This window comes from Hymenobacter sp. YC55, from assembly GCF_029433095.1.
In the GTDB taxonomy this organism is placed as follows: Bacteria; Bacteroidota; Bacteroidia; order Cytophagales; family Hymenobacteraceae; genus Hymenobacter.
This window is the reverse complement of sequence record NZ_JARNTX010000004.1, coordinates 162,100-180,675: the sequence shown is the minus strand read 5'-3', so window position 1 is coordinate 180,675 and position 18,576 is coordinate 162,100. Positions and strand designations below refer to the sequence as shown.

The window sequence follows — 18,576 nt, the reverse complement described above, 5'->3', positions numbered from 1 at the left end:
GTAAGTGCGTTGCTCTAATATGAACCGAGCACTTTCGACCCGGTCAATATTTAGCGTGCTGATGCGGCATTATTTGAGTTAAAAAGCACTGAATGGCTTAGGTCTTTTGGTGGCTTTCGCTAGCTAAACAGGTACGGGGCGCCCGAACGAAATAAGATTCGTTTGGGCGCCCCAAACTTTTAGGGAGTTGATGGATTTAGGAATCAAGCAATTCGGGTTACTTTTTTCAAGTTACCTTTGTTGGGGTCTGTCCTGATACTTCATTCTACTACTCAATACTCTGTATGTTGCTCCAACCCAAGGCCGCCGACGTATTTATTGACCGTCATAACGGACCTGATTCTGCCGCCGTGGCCGACATGCTGCGCGCCATTGGCGTCGATTCGCTTGACCAGCTAATCGACGAGACTGTGCCGGCCGCTATTCGCCTGAAGCAGCCGCTAAACTTGCCCGCAGCCCTCACGGAGCGGGCTTTTTTGGCGAAGTTCAAAGGCATTGCCAGCAAGAACCGCCTCTTCAAAAACTACATTGGGTTGGGTTATCACGACACCCAACTGCCGGGCGTTATCCAGCGCAACATTATGGAGAACCCAGGCTGGTATACCGCCTATACTCCGTATCAAGCTGAAATTGCCCAAGGTCGCCTCGAAGCACTAATCAATTATCAGACAATGATAATTGACTTGACCGGCCTTGAAATTGCCAACGCCAGCTTGCTCGACGAAGGCACTGCCGCCGCCGAGACGCTGCACATGTTCCACTCGCTAACCAAGAAGAAAAACGCAACTCGCTATTTCGTCTCGGAGCAAGTGCTGCCCCAAACTATTGACGTATTGCGCACCCGCGCTACGCCGCTCGGCATCGAGTTAGTAGTAGGTGACCACCGCACGGCCGACCTCACCGACGAGTCGCTGTTCGGCGCCATCCTGCAGTACCCCGCCGCCGACGGCGCCGTGTACGACTATACCGATTTCATTTCCAAGGCTCACGACAGCAACCTGTTCGTGACCGTGGCTACCGACCTGTTGTCCCTGACGCTCCTCACGCCTCCCGGCGAGATGGGCGCCGACGCCTGCGTAGGTAACTCGCAGCGCTTTGGCGTGCCCATGGGCTACGGCGGACCGCACGCCGGCTTCTTGTCTACCAAAGACCAGTTCAAGCGCGTAATCCCCGGCCGCATTATCGGGCAGAGCATCGACGCAGCCGGCAACAAGGCCTACCGCATGGCGCTGCAAACCCGGGAGCAGCACATCCGTCGCGAAAAAGCGACCAGCAACATCTGCACCGCGCAAGTATTGTTGTCGGTGCTGGCGGGTATGTTTGCCGTGTATCATGGGCCGCAGCGCATCAAGCAGTTTGCTACCAACGTGCACGCCCTCACGCAGGTGCTAGAGCAGGAGCTGAAGGCCTTGGGTCTCGATCAGCGCAACGAGTTCTACTTCGATACCCTCGACATCAAGCTGGAAAGCCAAGAGTTGCAAGCTGCCATCCGGAAAGAAGCCGAGGCTGCGGGCATCAACTTCCGCTACTTCGAAGAGCACGGCACGCCCCGCGTAGGCATTTCGCTGCACCAGAACACCGAAATTGAAGACGTAGCCTACATCGTGGCTGTGTTTGCCAAGGTGCTTGGTAAGGAAGTGAAGACCGTGACCTTGCCCACCGAAATTTCGGTAAGCTGGCCCGAGGCTCTGCTGCGCACCAGCCCGTACTTGACGCATCCAGTCTTCAACACGCACCACTCCGAGCACGAGATGCTGCGCTACATGAAGCACCTCGAAAACAAGGACTTGAGCTTGGCGCACTCCATGATTCCGCTCGGCTCGTGCACCATGAAGCTGAACGCCACCGCTGAAATGATTCCGGTGACGTGGCCAGAGATTGGGGGTCTGCACCCCTTCGCCCCGCGCGAGCAAGCGCAAGGCTACACCCAGATCTTCCAAGACCTGGAGCAGTGGCTATGTGAGGTGACGGGCTTTGCGGCCGTAAGCTTGCAACCTAACTCCGGTGCCCAAGGCGAGTACGCTGGTCTGCTGGCTATCAAAGGCTACCACGATGCCCGCGGCGACCAGCACCGCAACATTGCCTTGATTCCGGCTTCGGCTCACGGCACCAACCCTGCATCGGCCGTAATGGCGGGCATGCAGGTAGTGGTGGTGAAGAGCAGCGAGGAAGGCAACATTGACGTGGCAGACCTTAAGGCCAAAGCCGCCCAGTACGCCGACAAGCTAAGCTGCCTGATGGTAACCTACCCGAGCACGCACGGCGTGTACGAGGAAACCATCATCGACATCTGCGAAACGATTCACCAGCACGGCGGCCGCGTGTACATGGACGGTGCCAACATGAACGCGCAAGTTGGCCTCACTTCGCCCGCTACCATCGGGGCCGACGTGTGCCACCTAAACCTGCACAAAACCTTCTGCATTCCGCACGGCGGCGGCGGACCCGGCGTAGGCCCAATTGGCGTAGTTGCCGACTTGGTTCCTTACTTGCCAGGCCACCAAGTAGTGGATGCTGATGGCCGGACAGCGGGTGCCGTATCATCGGCGCCTTGGGGTTCGGCTAGCATCCTGCCTATCTCCTATGCTTACATCAGCATGATGGGCGGCGAAGGTCTCACGGAAGCTACTCGCACGGCTATCCTGAATGCCAACTACATCAAGGCCAAGCTGGAAGAGCACTACCCTGTGCTGTACACCGGCGCTAATGGTCGTTGCGCCCACGAAATGATTCTGGATTGCCGGCAGTTCAAGAAAGCAGGCATCGAGGTAGAAGACATTGCCAAGCGCCTGATGGATTATGGCTTCCACGCTCCTACTGTTTCGTTCCCGGTGGCTGGCACGCTGATGGTAGAGCCCACGGAGTCGGAAAGCAAGGAGGAACTGGACCGCTTCATCGAGGCTATGGTTTCTATCCGCAAGGAAATTGCCGAGGTAGAAGCTGGCCGCGCCGATGCCAAAGACAATCTGCTCAAGCACGCTCCTCACACGGCTGCCGTTGTCCTCACCGAAGAATGGAACCGTCCTTACAGCCGCGAGCAAGCCGTATACCCCACCGACTACGTGCGCGCCGCCAAGTTCTGGCCTAGCGTTTCGCGTATCGACTCGGCCTACGGCGACCGGAACCTGATTTGCTCTTGCACCTCGGTGGAAGAATATGCCGATGCCGAAGAGAAGCTAGTTGAAACCGACAAAGGTCCTTCGTACTAAGCTACCCTATTTGGCACCTCACATAAAAAAGGCCTGGAACAAAGTTCCAGGCCTTTTTTATGCGTTACTACGTCCGTCCCCGGTCCTAAGCGCCACCCGACTACCGTTGTGGAAAGCAGGTGCGGTACATGTACCCGTTGAGTGTTTTGCCGTCCTTGGTCACACGGGCTTTCACAAAGTAGACATCAACCGTGTCTGTTACCTGCACCTCCGCGCCGGAGGTGAGGCTAGTCAACTGAGTCGACTCTTTCGTCATGCCATCGTAGAGCACACAATCGACGATTGTGCTGTGCGCCACAGGGTTCTTACTGGTGTTGGTGCTGCTGGTGTTTTCTTTTGCTGCTGTGCAGGCAGTAAAACCCAGTAAACTGAGTAAAAGGAGCAGAGGTCGATTCATCGTTGAATTTTAAGGTTGGGGAAGGTAATTAGATTCTTAAATAAGAAGATAATTTTCTCGGAATAATTTTAATAGATTCCCCCCGTTATATCCACTGTCGGGGAACATTGGCCCACTCGAAAACGTTGAAGTAATAAGCAACGAAAAGTGTGAAACAGGCTTATTGAAGCCGTTTTTCGAGTAGTTGCTGTTTCCTTCATACTGATCCATATCCATGAACTCCATCACCCGTTTTCTTGCCCGTCCAGCCGCTTTTATGGCTATCGGTTTTTCGCTGCTACTGGGTGTTTCCGGTTGCGCTACTTCTTCTCGAGTGGGTGTTACCTCTGATTTCGACCACTCGGTTAATTTCCGTACCTACAAAACCTGGGCTTGGTATCCACAGCAAGCCGTTGACGCTGAAGGTGGCCCCGCTAAAGGCTACGAGTCGTTTTTGGACCAGCGCCTGCAAGCTGCCGTTGAGCGTGAGTTAGCTGCCAAAGGCCTAACTCGGGTCGACAAAGACGCTGACTTGTTTGTTGCCTACAGCGCCAAAGTAGAGGAGAAGCAGCAGGTTTCGCCTTACTACAACGGCCTTGGCTACCCATACTACGGCTATGGTCTCTATAACCGCGGCTTGTATTCGCCCGTTACGCAGTATAAAGCTGGCACTGTTATCATCGACTTGGTAGACGCTCGTCGCAAAGAGCTTGCGTGGCGCGGCACCGGCCAAGCACAGGTCGATAACCAAAGCATTTCCGAAGAGGAAGTTCACCGCATTGTGAACGGCATCTTGGGCAATTACCCCCCTACCGACGCCAATGCTCGTCGTTAATAAATAGCCTTACTGACAACCTTTTATAGGTAGAAAGCCTCTTAGTTTTAAGAGGCTTTTTTTGTACCTTATGTTATGGCTTCCTCCTTTCCCACCTACTGGTTTGTTGTTGCGCCACTCTTGCTAGCCAGCGTGGGAACTGCAGGCTGCACCAAAGTGGCGGAGGGAGTGTATGGAATGCGCCGCACCGATGCCGTTGACTTTACTCAGGTGCGAGAGTATGCACAGGATTACGGCGTAGGAGTGGCACCCGGCAAAAGCTTTGTGTTGGATGTCAGCTATTTCGAGTTTCTGAAGCGCCAGCCTCTGCGGATGCAAGACGAAGCGAAGAACCACGCACAGCCCTTGCAGCTGTTGTATTACAACCGGGATGGCCAGCTAATATCGTACTACGTCAACCGCTATGCTGGTGGCTTTCCTAACCTCGACTGGAACCAAGACCGGCAGATGGAGGTGTTTCCCCCCATTAGTCAGGCCCCACCCGACAGCATGCTTTCATTTGCTCAGCTAGCGCCCTTTCTGCGCACTGTAGATGGCCGCCGCGTACAAGCTATGGAGTCGTTTGCCGACTACACGATAGTGGTTTTCTGGAGCCACCGGATGGGCCGGCAAAGCCGGCGTCTGTTGGCCGCAGCGCAGCAAAACCTGCAACTTGCCCCCGCTACACAGAAAGCGTACATCCTGTACGTCAATAATGACGCTTACTTGAGGCACATCGGGCTCTAGTACAATTACTGCCGCTTAAGCCACGATTCAGACTTTGCTAGGCTCAGCAAAGCGCCATTCTGTTCATGGTAATGCCTCCGCCGACTTGCAAGTAGCTTATACACTTCATCTGGCTTATCCTCAAGCTCTAGCAAAGCCCGCCAGCGCAATTGCTCCTATTTGCGTTCAACAAAAAGGGAAAGGGCCAGCAGCTGACCCTTTCCCTTTTTGTTTGTACAAGCCATGAATTGTGCGCTTGCTAGATCGGCACGTTCACATGGCGCTCGGCGTGGTAGCTGCTGCGCACTAGCGGGCCGCTTTCCACATACTTAAGGCCACGGGCTAATCCCTCTTCGCGGTAATGCGCGAACAATTCGGGGTGGATGAACTCAGCTACTTCAAGGTGGCGCTTGGTTGGCTGCAAGTACTGGCCCAACGTCAGAATGTCGAGGCCGTGTGCCACTAGGTCGTCCATGGCGCGGTACATCTCGTCCTTGGTTTCACCCAGGCCCAGCATAATGCCCGATTTAGTGCGCTTACCAGCGTCTTTGGTGCGCCGGATTTGCTCTAAGCTTCGGTCGTACTTGGCTTGAGGACGTACCAAGCGGTACAAGCTGCCTACCGTTTCAATGTTGTGCGACACCACTTCTTGCCCGCCGGCAATCATCAAATCTAGTGCCTCCCAGTTCGCTTTCACGTCTGGAATTAGCGTTTCGATGGTGGTTTCGGGCGACAGTTGCTTGATGCGCACTACGGTTTCGTGCCAGATGCTCGCACCACGGTCCTTCAACTCGTCGCGGTTGACGCTGGTGATGACGGCGTGCTTCACCTTCATTAGCTGAATGGCTTCGGCCACACGGCGGGGTTCGTCGGTATCGTATTCGGTGGGGCGGCCGGTGGCTACAGCGCAAAACGAGCACGAGCGAGTGCACACATTGCCAAGGATCATGAAAGTAGCAGTGCCGGCACCCCAGCACTCACCCATGTTGGGGCAGTTACCGCTTTCGCAGATGGTATGGAGCTTGTGCTCGTCCACCAACCGGCGCACGGCGGCGTATTCAGGGCCTACGGGCAGCTTCACGCGCAGCCAATCGGGCTTGCGCGGCTTGGCGGGCGCCGGCACTTGGGGTTGCACTATAGGCAAGGTTAACAGCAAATCATCCATGTAGCAAAGGTAACTGGTCTGACAGTTAGTATGGAGCGGTAGACGACAACTAGTCTTTATGAAAGCGCAGTAGAAAACAGACCAGCATCATGTAACAACAAACAAAAGAGACTTTGTTTGAGTGCTAGTCTTCACCAGCCCAACAAAGTCTCTTGCAAAAGTACTGCTTCTGTCAGCAGCCAACTAAAATCAGCAATTAGCTTCTCGACCCCAAATAGATGGTGAGGTATACCGAAGGATAAAAGCTATTATTGATTTTGCTATCGGGCACGTCGCGGGAACGAAGAATCACGGGCCGTTTGCCGTAGACCTCTAGCAATACGCCCGTTTCGATGCCGGCTACCGCGTCGCGGTAACGGCCGTACTCGAAGCTAAGCGCCCCGCGCCAATGAGCGCCGATATACGGCTTCGTTTCGCTGGCACCGCTGAAGAGCGGCGCCCGGTCGCGAATTAGAGACTGGTCGGTGTGAATGTATGGGTCGTACTGCTCGGTACGCACATCTTCACCGCCAATGGGGCGTCCGTTGATATCCCGCTGCGTGAAATCGTAGTTGATGTAGTAAGGCATCAGCAAGCCAATAGACGGGCCAGCCGACATCAATGCATTCACCTGCACGCCAGATTCGGCGGCTTTGCGGAAAACCACTCGTTGCGCTCCTACCGAGGGGCGCAACACAATAAAGTAGTTGGCCTTGTCGAGCACAAACGAACTGCCATTGAAACTAGCTACTCGCCGTTCTTTCCGGTGCTTCACTTCCACAGCTTCAATGCTCCAGAAGCGCGACCAGTTTTCGGTGAGCACCCGCGTTGAACGCACCGAAACACCACCAATCAAACCGCCCCTAGTGTTGAAATTAACGCCATACACAAACTCCTTCCGGTAGGAAGGGTCATCGTTGGGCGAGGACGAAGCGCTTTGCGCCTGAGCTGCCGAACCCGTGAAAATAGTCAACAGGCCAGCCAGAGAAAGTAGACGTCGCAAGGGAAACGGGGAGGATAGGATGAGCGGATAAACAGAACAGGTGGAGGGCTTGGACGCCACCCTATCGAAAGTACGTAAATTTGCTGGCATCATCTTGTTTACTAGCTTACTTCCTTGAATATGAACACAGCCACCGCTCGCTACGCCGGTCATTTGCGCACCGAAGCCACGCATATTGCCTCCGGCAACACTATTCTTACCGACGCGCCCGTCGATAACCATGGCCGGGGAGAAGCTTTTTCGCCCACCGACCTTGTAAGTGCGGCCCTAGGAAGCTGCATGATGACCATCATGGGCATCGTAGCCGAACGCCTTGCTTTAGACCTCACAGGAGTTACTTACAACGTCACCAAGCATATGGCTGCAGACCCGCGCCGTATTCGGCAGATTGACGTGCAGTTTCACTTGCCCGCCAGTCTTAGCACGAAAGAGCGGACGGTGTTGGAGAACGCAGCTCGCACTTGCCCGGTGGCCCTTAGCCTCAACCCGGAAATCCGGCAAGAGGTTCAGTTCGAATACGCAGGATAAGTAAATGAGTTTAAGAACAGTAGCCAGCCTCAAACCCAACAAACTGCTTTAGCAGAACACTTGGTTTGAGGCTGGCTATTGTAGTTAAAGAGCAGCCTAGTATCAGCTGTTGACTTACTAGCCTACTACGTTTTTCACTTCGCTCAGCCGAATGCCCATATGTGAGGCACTGTAGCGGCACTCCCCATCTTGGATAAGTAGTAGTTGGGGCGACTCGTGTTGTACCCCAAACTTTTGCGCAATTTCGGTGGAGATAGGGCGAAAGCGCAGCAAGTCAAGGTAGTAGAGCTTGGTATCGTCGAGGCCTGCTTCCGCCCATTGGCGTTCCATCTTACCTTTGGCCGCGGCGCTAATGGAGCAGGTGGTGCTGTGCTTGAAGATGAGCACTGGTTTTTCGTGCGACTCGCGCACAATGTCTTGCAGTTGCTCTGCTTGCGTAAGGGGTTGCCAAGGTATCATAGGGCGGTAGGTTTAGTTGCCGGTGGTCTTTGTCTTCTTATTACGAAGACGCAGACTAATAGTACTAGGTTCACTTACGCGGGCGGTGCCCGTTTTGTCGAACTTATACTTTTGGCGGCCGTCGTTCGGCGTTGCTGCTCGGCCTCCATCACCGCGCTTGAGGGCAGCTTTATCCACAGCTAGGTGCGAGTCTTTGTAGGGCGCCGGGTACTTGCGTGCATCGCGCAAAGCGCGGCGGTTGGCCGCCCGGTGGTTGGGCTCGGTGGTCTGAGCAGAAGCCGTGAAGCCAGCCAGCAACAAAACCACAGTTAAGGCAAACAGTCGCATGGGATGGAAAAAAGAGGTAATGGAGAGCTATAACTGACGAGTTGTTTGACACGCAAAAACCTATCCACAGCGGTCTTGCTTACTATATAGTCGCAGGCACGTCGGCGTTTATCTGCTTATCAACCCTTCTAGAAGGGTAATACGAAACCGAGAAACTTGCGCTGCCCAACTTTGTGCGTTAGCCGACGGCGCTCGTACTTTGGTTTCTTGAGCAATCCGTTTTTATCGTAGCTGTTCTTCTGCGGCTTCACTTCCACCGGCTCGGCAGTTACATCACTGCCATCGGCGTTTTGGTCGGCCGATTTCTTGGCGGTTTTTTTAACCTTCGGCTGCGGTGGTCCCTTCGGGCTAGGCAGCGCATACCGGTGACTCTGGCAAGCAGCCAGAAGCAATAACCCGCTCATCATCAACACAAATAGTTTTCTAAGCTTCATAGCACACTGTATTTCCTAATAATTAGCTTTATGGGCAACGTCCTGGCTACCCGAAATTATCTAATAATTCAATAACTTATCTACTGCTTCCCGCAAACGCTGCTGCGGCAGGAACTGCTTTTCCAAATTAGGTGAGAAAGGAACGGCCGTATCAAGCGAGGCAACGCGCTGGATGGGGGCGTCGAGATATTGGAAGCAATGCTCGGCTATCCAAGCGCCTAACTCGCCGCCGAGTCCGCCCGTCAGCGTATCCTCGTGGAGTAATAGGACGCGGCCATTCTTGCTGACCGTTTGGCGTACTGCCTCTTCGTCCCACGGCAACAAGGTGCGCAGGTCCAGAATATCAGCATCCAGGTCCAACTCATTGGCTAGCGCCAGCGCCCAATGCACCCCTGCGCCATACGTAATGATGCTCAACGTATTGCCTTCGCGCACCAAAGCTGCTTTGCCAATTGGTGTGGTATAGTAGGCGTCGGGTACAGGGCCGGAGATGCTGCGGTAGAGCATCTTGTGCTCGAAGTACATCACCGGATTGGGATCTTCAATGGCGGCGCAAAGCAACCCTTTGGCATCGTGTGGGTTGCTTGGATACACTACTTTCAGACCCGGCGTGTGGGTAAACCACGCTTCGTTGCTTTGCGAGTGAAACGGGCCCGCCGCCGTGCCAGCCCCGGTAGGCATGCGCACTACCACGTCGGCGTTCTGGCCCCAGCGGTAATGGCTTTTGGCCAGGTTATTTACAATTTGATTGAAGCCACAAGTCACGAAATCAGCGAACTGCATTTCCACCATGGCCTTCTTGCCTTTCACGCTCAACCCCAAGCCGGCACCCACAATGGCTGATTCGCAAAGTGGCGTGTTGCGAACCCGCGCTTTACCAAACTGTGCTACAAAACCTTCGGTGATTTTGAAGACCCCGCCATAGTCGGCAATGTCTTGGCCCATGAGTACCAATTCGGGGTATTTTTCCATGCTCTGCCGCAAGCCATCCGAAATAGCATCCACATAGCGCTTGTCAGTAGCAGGAGCATCAACGGCGGGGCTTTGGCTAGGCGCTTGAAAAGCGCGGTACATATCCCCTACCTCTTCTTTTTCGCTGGGCGTGGGCATTGGCACCTCGTCGGCTACTCGCAAGCCTTCTTCTATTTCGCGCTTGATGGTGTGGCGATACCGCATTCGGGCTTCTTCGTCTAAGATGCCTTCAGCAAGCAGCCACTTCTCGTAGTTCTCAACCGGGTCTTTCTGCCCCCACTCCTCGAATAGCTCCTGCGGTACGTACTTGGTGCCACTGGCTTCCTCGTGCCCGCGCATCCGGAAGGTAAGAGCCTCCAGCAACACCGGCCGCGGATTGCGGCGCATATCTTCGGCCAGCCGATGCACAGTGTCATAGACCTCGAGCACGTTGTTGCCATCTATTTGCAACGCCTCCATGCCGTAGGCCGGGCCTTTGTCCACGAAGTAGTTGAAGCGAAACTGCTCCCGGCTCGGCGTGCTGAGGCCGTACCCATTGTTTTCGATAATGAAAATAACGGGCAGTTGCCACACAGCGGCCACATTCAGGGCTTCGTGGAAGTCGCCCTCGCTGGCGCCCCCGTCGCCGCTATACGTTATGGTTACTTTCTGCCGCTGGTCTAGTACATCAGCCAAAGCAATACCGTCGGCCACAGCTAGCTGGGGGCCCAGGTGCGAAATCATCCCCACAATATGATGCTCGTTGGAGCCAAAGTGAAAGCTTCGGTCGCGGCCCTTGGTAAAGCCGGTGGTCTTGCCTTGCCACTGCGCAAATAGCCGGTCGAGGGGCACATTGCGGCCAGTGAATACCCCCAAGTTGCGGTGCAGCGGCAGGATATACTCGTCGGGCTGAAGGGCTAGTGTGCTACCCACCGAAATGGCTTCCTGACCGATACCCGAAAACCACTTGCTCACCTTGCCCTGCCGGAGCAAAATCAGCATTTTCTCTTCTATCAGGCGCGGCTTGAGTAGGTGCTGGTAGAGAAACAGAAGGGTTTCGTTGGAATAGTCCTTACGGTCGAAATGCATGGGGCGGGGCGGATGGGCTATGTGTCGGGGCCAAAAGTAACGGATTGGGTCGTAGGGAGAATGAATCATACCGTTCGATCCGACAGGCAGCAGGGAAATAAGAATTAGAAAATGATGCTTTCAAAGGTACTTCCGCTAGTTACATCAAACGGCCGGACTTATGCTTGCAAGCATATAACACGTTTCAACGGCACTTGTAGCGGCTGCCTATTTTGTTGCGGCCCAACCCTAAAAAGCCGTTTGCACTACGGCTGAGGCACTTACTCAACGGTAAGTAGCATAGTTGCAAAGCTGTTGGGCTTCTCTTTATCTTGCTTTGCGGAAGCACCTTTTCGGGGTGCTTCCGTTGTTTCATAATCTGCTATTCACCAAGCATTTCAAGCTCATAGTAGCAGTATTCTGATAGTTATCTCGCCCTGCATACTTCAACAGTTGCTGCAAACTTCCGTGTTGCTAGCGTAGGCTTGGACTTGGCACAAGATTGTGTCAAGGCCCAATGCTACTACTGCGGCTTCCTGTTGATGCTCACCTGAATTGCACACCTCTGTTCACAAGTCGACTTTGTAGTTGGCTACACCCCGTAAATGAAGAAAAGCACTCTGTTTGTATTACTCGGCTTGTTTGTGGTGCTGGATTTAGGCTATACGTTTGTACAAGCCTACCAGCTGCCCTTAGAAGGCGACTTGCCCTCTATTGTACTCCCTGCGCCCGAGTGTCGGCAGGTACTCACAGATCCTTTCGGCTGGGGCGCGCTAACCCGCAATGAGTCGTATGTGGCTCCCAACCGTTTTTTTGCACATGCGTCTATGGTTGGGTACTTCAAAACGGTGCCTTTCGCTTTACAACGCATAACTGACCCCATAAGTAGTATCTACGCCGCTTGTGCGCTGTTTGCGGTAAGTGTACAAGCGTTGTTGCTATATGTGCTAGGTGTATACATCAGCGGTACTTACCGGCTCAGCAACCTCAACTTATGGATTGCTATTGCTTTACTAGTCCCTCTTTTTCAATTATCTGGCTACAACGGCCAAATGGGCATCATCGATCCGTCGATTACTTACACGTTCTTCTACGCGTTTCCGATGACATTGCTGCTGCTATTGCTACTGCCCTTTTATCAAGCGGCTTACGATGGAACGCCGCTTCGTATTAGTTGGCCCGGGCAGTTAGCCTTAATCGGCCTCATGGTCGTACTCGCTTTCAATGGCGCTATTATACCGGGCATTGTGTCGGTTCTGTTTTTCGGAATTGCATTGCACTGGGCTATTCGCCGGTGGCAGTCAGGGATAGGCTTGCCGCTGGGGCAGCGGATCATCCGGATTGGGCAAATTCCAACCCTACCTCTATTTCTGCTCGGCGTGTTTACACTACTCTGTTTGTATTCTCTCTATATCGGCCTTAGTGAGAAGGAAAGTACAGTGAGCGTGCTACCCATATGGGGACGATACATGCGTTTGCCGTCCGGTATTATGTGGCAGTTGAGCAAACCAGGACTGATCGTGCTTTTAGTGGCTGCATTTCTAAATACATGGCTTATCCGACGCCTACTCCCTGACAGCCCAGGTAGCCAGCGTATTCTCCGCATTTTCGGGTGGCTCGGCTTGTTTGCCCTGATTTATCTGCTGCTGCTACCGCTGGGCGGTTACCGGCCCTACCGCCCTCTTATCGTAAGGCGCGACTCTATCTTACCGATCATTTTGGGCTTGATGTTTTTCTACGCTCTATCAAGTTATTTCCTGCTGCACCATCTGCCAACTCATTTCCGCCGTCAGTATTTAACTGGTGTTCTCGTAGTTTCTTTGTTTTACCTCGGAGTAGATACGCTATTTCTTAAAGAGAACAATTCCTGTGAGCGGCAGGGGTTGGAGCGTCTTGCACAGGCTACGGAACCAATAGTGCGGGTAAGTGCGGAATGCACTGTTATGGCATGGTGGAAGATCAACAACCCCGCTTACACAGAGACAGAGGCGAAACTCTTGGAATACTGGGGCGTAACCAAGGGCAAGAAGCTCTACTACCACGAAGGGTGGTAAGCATTCAAGCGGCTGCCTTTCCTATATCCGTCCTAGAAGTATACCTGTGTAAGCTCCTGCGTACAGACAGAAGAAATTCCGAACCCAACCCGCGTGCTTGTAGTTAGATAAGTACCCGTTCACAACTTCGCTTTCATGATTCATTTCGAAGAATTCACTTTGGCCAATGGCTTGCGTTGCATAGTACACGAGGATCATACCACGCCTATGGCGGTGCTCAATGTGCTCTACAATGTCGGTTCACGCGACGAAGAGGCCTCCCATACTGGCTTTGCGCACTTGTTTGAGCACCTGATGTTTTCTGGCTCTATCAATATCCCGAGCTATGATGAACCGCTGCAGCGCGTAGGCGGCGAAAACAATGCCTTCACCTCTCCCGACGTCACCAACTACTACCTCACTGTATCGGCGGCCAACCTCGAAACTGGGTTCTGGTTGGAATCGGACCGGATGTTAAACTTGGCTTTCTCGGAAAACGGGCTGGCAGTGCAGCGTAAAGTGGTAGTAGAAGAGTTCAAGCAAAATTACCTCAACCAGCCTTACGGTGATGTATGGTTGAAATTACGGCCTTTGGCTTATCAGCACCACCCCTATCAGTGGGCAACTATTGGCAAGGAAATCAGCCACATCGAAAATGCGGTGATGGATGATGTACGGGCTTTTTTCAAAAAGCACTACGCTCCGCAGAACGCCATTCTGGTGGTGGCTGGCGCCGTAACGGTAGCAGAGACAAAACAATTAGCAGAGAAATGGTTTGGTCCAATTCCTGGCGGACCGCGCTACGAGCGGCAACTACCCGTTGAGCCACGCCAGACGGAAGCCCGGTTCTTGGAGGTCACCGCCGACGTTCCGCTTGATGCACTTTATAAGGTGTACCACATGCCCGCCCGGACGGCTCCTGAGTACTACAGCGTTGACTTGCTAGGTGACCTGTTGGGTCGTGGCAAGTCGAGCCGCTTATACCAGCAACTGGTGAAAGAGCAGCCCTTGTTCAACTCTATTTCTGCCACAGCTACGGGTTCACTGGAGCCCGGTTTGTTGGTAATAAGCGGTAAGCTTAATACGGGCGTGACCCTGGAAGCTGCCGATGCAGCCGTTGAAGCAGTAATAGCAGCGCTCCGCGACGAGCAAGTCTCGGCTGCCGAGTTGGAAAAGGTGAAGAATCAGGCCGAGGCCAGCATAGTGTTCGGCGAAATAGAACTGCTACATCGGGCCATGAATTTGGCTTATAGCAAGCTAATGGGCAATGCTAATCTGGTAAACGAGGAAAGCGCACGTTTGCAAGCCGTAACGCCTGCCGATCTGCAAGCAGCTGCCCGCGAAGTGCTTCGCCCCGACAATTGCAGCACGCTTTACTACCGAGCACAGACTACTGTCGTGCCTGAGCCAGTTGAAGTTGCCCTATCAGCCGAAGACTAAACTACTAGTGCTTTTCAAAAGCAAGTAGCACTGTAGTCTACCTGTCTTCAAATACGAAAAAGGCCTACCCGATAACTCGAGTAGGCCTTATTAGTGCTAGTCAAATGAGTGGGAGCTTACCAGCCGCTACCACCCGAACCCCAGCCGTCGTCTTTCTTTTTGACGGGTGCTGCTTTCTTGGGAGCGGTAGTGGTCTTCTTTGGAGCGGCCGTAGCGCCACCCGAAGCTTTGGTTGCAGTAGCGGCGGCCGCTGTTGGAGCAGGCGCTGGGGCCGGAGTTTCTACAATCGGAGCTGGCTCTGGCTCTGGGGCGGGCGCTGGTGCTACCACTGGATCAGGACGACGCACGTTGCGACGGATGTAGGGAGCAATTGGCCGGCCACGATAATCGGTGGTTACGCGGTGCGAAGGTGCAGCCGTGAAACCAGGAGCGACCACTGATCCTCCGGGCTGCATTTCAACTGGCGCGGCAGTAGCCGCAGCAGCTCCTCCAAATCCACCCCTGCCTGAGGTCATTTCGTTGGCCGGAGCAGGTGCTTCTGCGGGGGCAGCTGCCGGAGCTGGGACAGGCGCTGTAGTGGCTGCTGGAGCCGCTGCTGCTTTCTTGGTGGAGGTAGCCTTTTTAGGCGCTGGAGCTGGTGTGCCCCAGCCATCAGAAGAACCCCAGCCATCCGATGACTTGGTTTGTTTGGATTGAGCTTGAGAAGGAGCAGCTATAAGAACAGCACCAGCCAACAGCAACGGGAGGAAGATTCGATTCATCAGAAAATGCTTTAAATAGTTTGTGCAAGTTACAGACCTTCCTACAGTCAAGAAAGTACTTGTACACTTTCCCCTCAAACGCGTGAGAAAAGCAGAAGTTCCTGGCAGGAGAAGTATCGGTTTTAAAAAGGAAATCGGACCGCACTTTTTTAGTTAACGCTCACATAATCAACTATAATATAGAGACTAATACATATTGTAAAAAATTTTGTCCTGTGGCTAGCAAACAGTGAAAACAAGAAAAGCCTCGCTCCGTGCGGGGCAAGGCTTTCATTGATTTACAGCAAGGCCATATCGGAATAACACTAAACTGCTGAGTTTGACAAAGACGGCTTTTAGCGCTTACGGGCTTTTTTAAGGGTAGCCGGGGCAGCTTTGGTAGGTGTTGTTCTTTCCGAAGACATCGAAGTAGCACTAGTAGCCGCTACCTTCGGCGCTTTCTTTTTTAGAGGCCGGCCCATGTAGTCGGTAGTAGGCGGGCTTGGCATATTCAGGCGCAATCCAGGGGCCAATTTCATATCGTCTTCGTTACGACGGCCGGACCGGTCATAGCGAGCATAAGCACCAGCCCGAGGCCTGGCTTTGGTGTTGGTGGTGCGATGATACCCGTTGGCAGCCTTCTTAGTGCTAGAGGAGCGAGTAGTTTGCTGTGCTTGTACAGAAGCAGCGAGTAATAGGCCAGCGAAAGCCAGCGACACACACAGAAGTAGAGACGAACGCATGATAGGCGGATTAAGTGAAGGCTGGATTTTTCTAACCTACGAGAAATCTACCTATCTCGGCCGTACTTACCAACCCATTGTGGTATTAGCTGTGACAGAAGCTTCCTCTTGCACTGTCTTGGCTGCTAGAGTGGAGTTTTTTGTCTTCTTTTTCAAAGGGCGGCCCCAATAATCGGTACTCACTCCACGGTAAGGCGAGGAACTCATACCCGGCGCCACCATTACCCCCGATGAATGCATCATAGGATCGGCGCTTTCCTCTTCGGCATAAGCGGCTTCTTTAGCAGCTACAGTGGTTAAGTTCTTTGCTTTTTTCTTGAGCGGACGGCCCCAATAATCAGTGGTAGGCTTACCATGCAAACTCAAGCTATGACCAGGAGCCGAACTCCAGCCCGTGTTGTATTGTGGAGTCTCCACATCGGCAGCACTAGCAGCTGGTTCAACGGTAGTAGCCGGCGTGTCCAACCAAGGATCAGTGGCTGGGGTTTGCGTTTGAGCAAAAGAAGCGCTGACCGAGGCAGCCACAAGGAAAGCAGTGAAAAGTAGGGTTTTCATGGCAAGGAAGGCAGAAGAATAAATAAGGAAGGCGGCTTGATGCTCAAAAAAGACCAACTAAGCTGAACGGGTGGCGCCCCGCGTTCCGGCTGTGAGCCGCTGGTGTGAATGCCTTTTGCAGCAACCGTACCAACTTTTATTTTTCGATGATGAGTTTTGATTTTTGCCTTATCCTTCGCTTAAAACTCAGCACGGCACTATAGTCGGAAACAGGAAACCAGCCGCCAGAAACTTATCTTTGCCTTACTATGCAGGAGAATATCACGCGGCTACGCGCCGAAATTGAAGCCTATGACCTGAGCACGCCCGAACTGCTCGATCAGTTCCGCATTGCTTACACTGGTCGCAAAGGTCAGCTAGCCGATCTGTTCGATCAGCTCAAAAACGTACCTCAAGAGCAGCGCCGAGCGGTGGGCCAAGAGCTGAACCAACTCAAACAGCAGGCACTAGCCCGTTTCGAGGAGCGCCAGCAGGAGTTGGAAGCAGCCACTCGCAATGCCCCCGCCGACCCCACGTTCGACTACACACTGCCTGCCATCCCTAACCAGTTAGGTACTCGCCACCCCCTAAATTTGGTGCGCGAGGAGATTGTGCGCGTCCTGTCGCGCATTGGCTTCAACGTGGCGGAGGGACCGGAAATTGAAGATGACTGGCACAACTTTACCGCCCTCAACTTCCCCGAAAACCATCCGGCTCGGGATATGCAGGATACATTTTTCGTCCACCGTACCCCTGGCGAACAAGAGTGGTTGCTACGCACCCATACTAGCCCCGTGCAGGTACGGGTGATGCAAACGCAGAAGCCACCTATTCGCAGCATCATGCCGGGCCGCGTGTATCGTAACGAAGCTATTTCGGCCCGTGCTCACATGATGTTCCACCAAGTGGAAGCCTTGTTTGTGGATGAAAACGTCAGCTTCGCCGATCTGAAACAGACGGTATACTACTTTGTGCAGGAGCTGTTCGGCAATGATGTACAAGTACGGTTCCGTCCTTCTTTCTTCCCTTTCACCGAGCCTAGCGCCGAGATTGATATCACCTGCCTTATCTGCAAAGGCAAAGGCTGCAACATCTGCAAACAGACCGGTTGGGTTGAAATAGGCGGAAGTGGTATGGTAGATCCGGCCGTGTTAGAGCAATCTGGTATCGACCCGGAGCGTTATTCTGGCTACGCCTGGGGCATGGGCATCGAGCGCATCACGATGCTTAAATACCAGATCAAGGATCTACGCCTATTCACGGAAAACGACCTGCGGTTTCTGCGCCAGTTTGAGGCCGTGCAGTAGCCTGCAGTTTAGCAAGCACTATTTCTCTCTGTAGCGAATGATAGAACTGCCCACTGCCCCCTCTGTGCCTCCGCGGCCTACATTAAACACTTGGCGTGCTTTGGTGGCGGTAGCTGTGCTTGGCAGTCAACTAGTAGTAGCCTGCGGCTCCGACACGACCAATGTCGAGCCGCAGATTCCTATAGTTAGCTTCAGCGAGAGTCTTAACATCACCAATCAGCAGTACACTGCCCTTCGTGCCGACAACGGCGCCATTTATTTTACTGGCGGGCTGCGGGGCTTAATCATCGTGCGGCAGAACGCTAGCACTTACCTTGCTTTCGAGCGTAACTGCCCTTACCGTGTCAGCGATACCTGCGCCCGGGTCAGCATTGATCCTTCACGCTTGTTTCTGAAAGATGCCTGCTGCGGCTCACAGTTCGACTTGCAAGGCCGCGTACAAGGCGGTCCTGCAAGTCGGCCGCTCCGCAAATACAGCACTGCACTTTCAGGAAACATACTGAGTATCACCAATTAGGCACTTTCTTGAAATATTTTTGAGAGTAATGCTTGCACAACCCTTCCTTTTGACCTAATATTGCACCCGCAACGACAGATAGCCGTTGCCATAACCGCTTCCTTAGCTCAGCCGGTTAGAGCATCTGACTGTTAATCAGAGGGTCCCTGGTTCGAGCCCAGGAGGGAGCGCAAAGAAGCCCGGCAGTTTACTCACCTCGAGTAGACTGCCGGGCTTCTTCTTT

At 53.5% G+C, this 18,576-nt stretch carries 18 protein-coding genes and 1 tRNA gene; 9 read left to right on the top strand and 10 right to left on the bottom strand.

Annotated elements, in window-relative coordinates; all coding sequences use genetic code 11:
• Positions 1-284 precede the first annotated feature (284 nt).
• On the top strand, positions 285-3,209 hold the full coding sequence (gene gcvP, locus P1X16_RS23400; protein WP_277234353.1) for an aminomethyl-transferring glycine dehydrogenase: 2,925 nt from the start codon (positions 285-287) through the stop codon (positions 3,207-3,209).
• A gap of 100 nt (positions 3,210-3,309) precedes the next feature.
• Here gcvP and P1X16_RS23395 read toward each other — a convergent pair whose 3' ends face one another.
• Complete coding sequence (locus tag P1X16_RS23395; protein ID WP_277234352.1) at positions 3,310-3,606, bottom strand: hypothetical protein; 297 nt, start codon at positions 3,604-3,606, stop codon at positions 3,310-3,312.
• Positions 3,607-3,820: 214 nt separating this feature from the next.
• Here P1X16_RS23395 and P1X16_RS23390 point away from each other — a divergent pair, with 214 nt between their 5' ends.
• Together P1X16_RS23390 and P1X16_RS23385 are read left to right on the top strand one after the other, a co-directional pair.
• Positions 3,821-4,420: a DUF4136 domain-containing protein gene (locus P1X16_RS23390; RefSeq protein WP_277234351.1), complete on the top strand. Its 600-nt coding sequence runs from the start codon at positions 3,821-3,823 to the stop codon at positions 4,418-4,420.
• Between the two features lie 75 nt (positions 4,421-4,495).
• Positions 4,496-5,146 (top strand): hypothetical protein, encoded by a 651-nt coding sequence (locus tag P1X16_RS23385; RefSeq protein ID WP_277234350.1) that lies wholly within the window; start codon positions 4,496-4,498, stop codon positions 5,144-5,146.
• 238 nt (positions 5,147-5,384) lie between these two features.
• Here the strand turns inward: P1X16_RS23385 and lipA are convergent, their stop codons facing one another.
• Both lipA and P1X16_RS23375 read right to left on the bottom strand, forming a co-directional pair.
• Positions 5,385-6,290, bottom strand: a complete 906-nt coding sequence (gene lipA / locus P1X16_RS23380) for a lipoyl synthase (RefSeq protein WP_277234348.1) — start codon at positions 6,288-6,290, stop codon at positions 5,385-5,387.
• 196 nt (positions 6,291-6,486) lie between these two features.
• Positions 6,487-7,272: a hypothetical protein gene (locus P1X16_RS23375; protein ID WP_277234346.1), complete on the bottom strand. Its 786-nt coding sequence runs from the start codon at positions 7,270-7,272 to the stop codon at positions 6,487-6,489.
• 120 nt (positions 7,273-7,392) lie between these two features.
• Between P1X16_RS23375 and P1X16_RS23370 the strand changes: the two genes are divergently transcribed.
• Entirely contained in the window at positions 7,393-7,800 is a 408-nt protein-coding gene (locus P1X16_RS23370) for an OsmC family protein (protein WP_277234344.1), read from the top strand.
• 117 nt (positions 7,801-7,917) lie between these two features.
• Here P1X16_RS23370 and ytxJ read toward each other — a convergent pair whose 3' ends face one another.
• From ytxJ to P1X16_RS23350, 4 genes are all read right to left on the bottom strand, one after another.
• Positions 7,918-8,259 (bottom strand): bacillithiol system redox-active protein YtxJ, encoded by a 342-nt coding sequence (gene ytxJ, locus P1X16_RS23365; RefSeq protein WP_277234342.1) that lies wholly within the window; start codon positions 8,257-8,259, stop codon positions 7,918-7,920.
• A 12-nt stretch (positions 8,260-8,271) separates the two neighbouring features.
• Positions 8,272-8,586 carry a hypothetical protein gene (locus tag P1X16_RS23360; RefSeq protein WP_277234340.1) on the bottom strand — a complete coding sequence of 105 codons (315 nt, stop codon included), beginning with the start codon at positions 8,584-8,586 and terminating at the stop codon, positions 8,272-8,274.
• A gap of 128 nt (positions 8,587-8,714) precedes the next feature.
• Positions 8,715-9,020, bottom strand: a complete 306-nt coding sequence (locus P1X16_RS23355; protein WP_277234338.1) for a hypothetical protein — start codon at positions 9,018-9,020, stop codon at positions 8,715-8,717.
• A 60-nt stretch (positions 9,021-9,080) separates the two neighbouring features.
• On the bottom strand, positions 9,081-11,060 hold the full coding sequence (locus P1X16_RS23350; RefSeq protein WP_277234895.1) for an alpha-ketoacid dehydrogenase subunit alpha/beta: 1,980 nt from the start codon (positions 11,058-11,060) through the stop codon (positions 9,081-9,083).
• Between the two features lie 584 nt (positions 11,061-11,644).
• Here P1X16_RS23350 and P1X16_RS23345 point away from each other — a divergent pair.
• Together P1X16_RS23345 and P1X16_RS23340 are read left to right on the top strand one after the other, a co-directional pair.
• Entirely contained in the window at positions 11,645-13,093 is a 1,449-nt protein-coding gene (locus P1X16_RS23345; protein WP_277234336.1) for a hypothetical protein, read from the top strand.
• A gap of 135 nt (positions 13,094-13,228) precedes the next feature.
• The gene (locus tag P1X16_RS23340) at positions 13,229-14,512 is read left to right on the top strand and encodes a pitrilysin family protein (protein WP_277234334.1); all 1,284 of its coding nucleotides are present in this window, start codon (positions 13,229-13,231) and stop codon (positions 14,510-14,512) included.
• Positions 14,513-14,628: 116 nt separating this feature from the next.
• On the opposite strand, the gene P1X16_RS23335 is transcribed toward P1X16_RS23340, so the two are convergent.
• The 3 genes from P1X16_RS23335 to P1X16_RS23325 all read right to left on the bottom strand — a co-directional run bounded on the left by P1X16_RS23335 (position 14,629) and on the right by P1X16_RS23325 (position 16,550).
• Positions 14,629-15,273 (bottom strand): hypothetical protein, encoded by a 645-nt coding sequence (locus tag P1X16_RS23335; protein WP_277234332.1) that lies wholly within the window; start codon positions 15,271-15,273, stop codon positions 14,629-14,631.
• Between the two features lie 335 nt (positions 15,274-15,608).
• On the bottom strand, positions 15,609-15,995 hold the full coding sequence (locus tag P1X16_RS23330) for a hypothetical protein (RefSeq protein ID WP_277234330.1): 387 nt from the start codon (positions 15,993-15,995) through the stop codon (positions 15,609-15,611).
• Between the two features lie 66 nt (positions 15,996-16,061).
• Complete coding sequence (locus P1X16_RS23325) at positions 16,062-16,550, bottom strand: hypothetical protein (protein ID WP_277234328.1); 489 nt, start codon at positions 16,548-16,550, stop codon at positions 16,062-16,064.
• A 248-nt stretch (positions 16,551-16,798) separates the two neighbouring features.
• Here P1X16_RS23325 and pheS point away from each other — a divergent pair, with 248 nt between their 5' ends.
• The 3 genes from pheS (at position 16,799) to P1X16_RS23310 (ending at position 18,523) form a co-directional block, all read left to right on the top strand.
• A complete protein-coding gene (gene pheS, locus P1X16_RS23320; RefSeq protein WP_277234326.1) occupies positions 16,799-17,836 on the top strand; it encodes a phenylalanine--tRNA ligase subunit alpha in 1,038 nt (345 codons plus the stop codon).
• 37 nt (positions 17,837-17,873) lie between these two features.
• Positions 17,874-18,353 (top strand): hypothetical protein, encoded by a 480-nt coding sequence (locus P1X16_RS23315; protein WP_277234324.1) that lies wholly within the window; start codon positions 17,874-17,876, stop codon positions 18,351-18,353.
• 96 nt (positions 18,354-18,449) lie between these two features.
• Positions 18,450-18,523: transfer RNA gene (locus P1X16_RS23310), tRNA-Asn, on the top strand.
• Positions 18,524-18,576 lie beyond the last annotated feature (53 nt).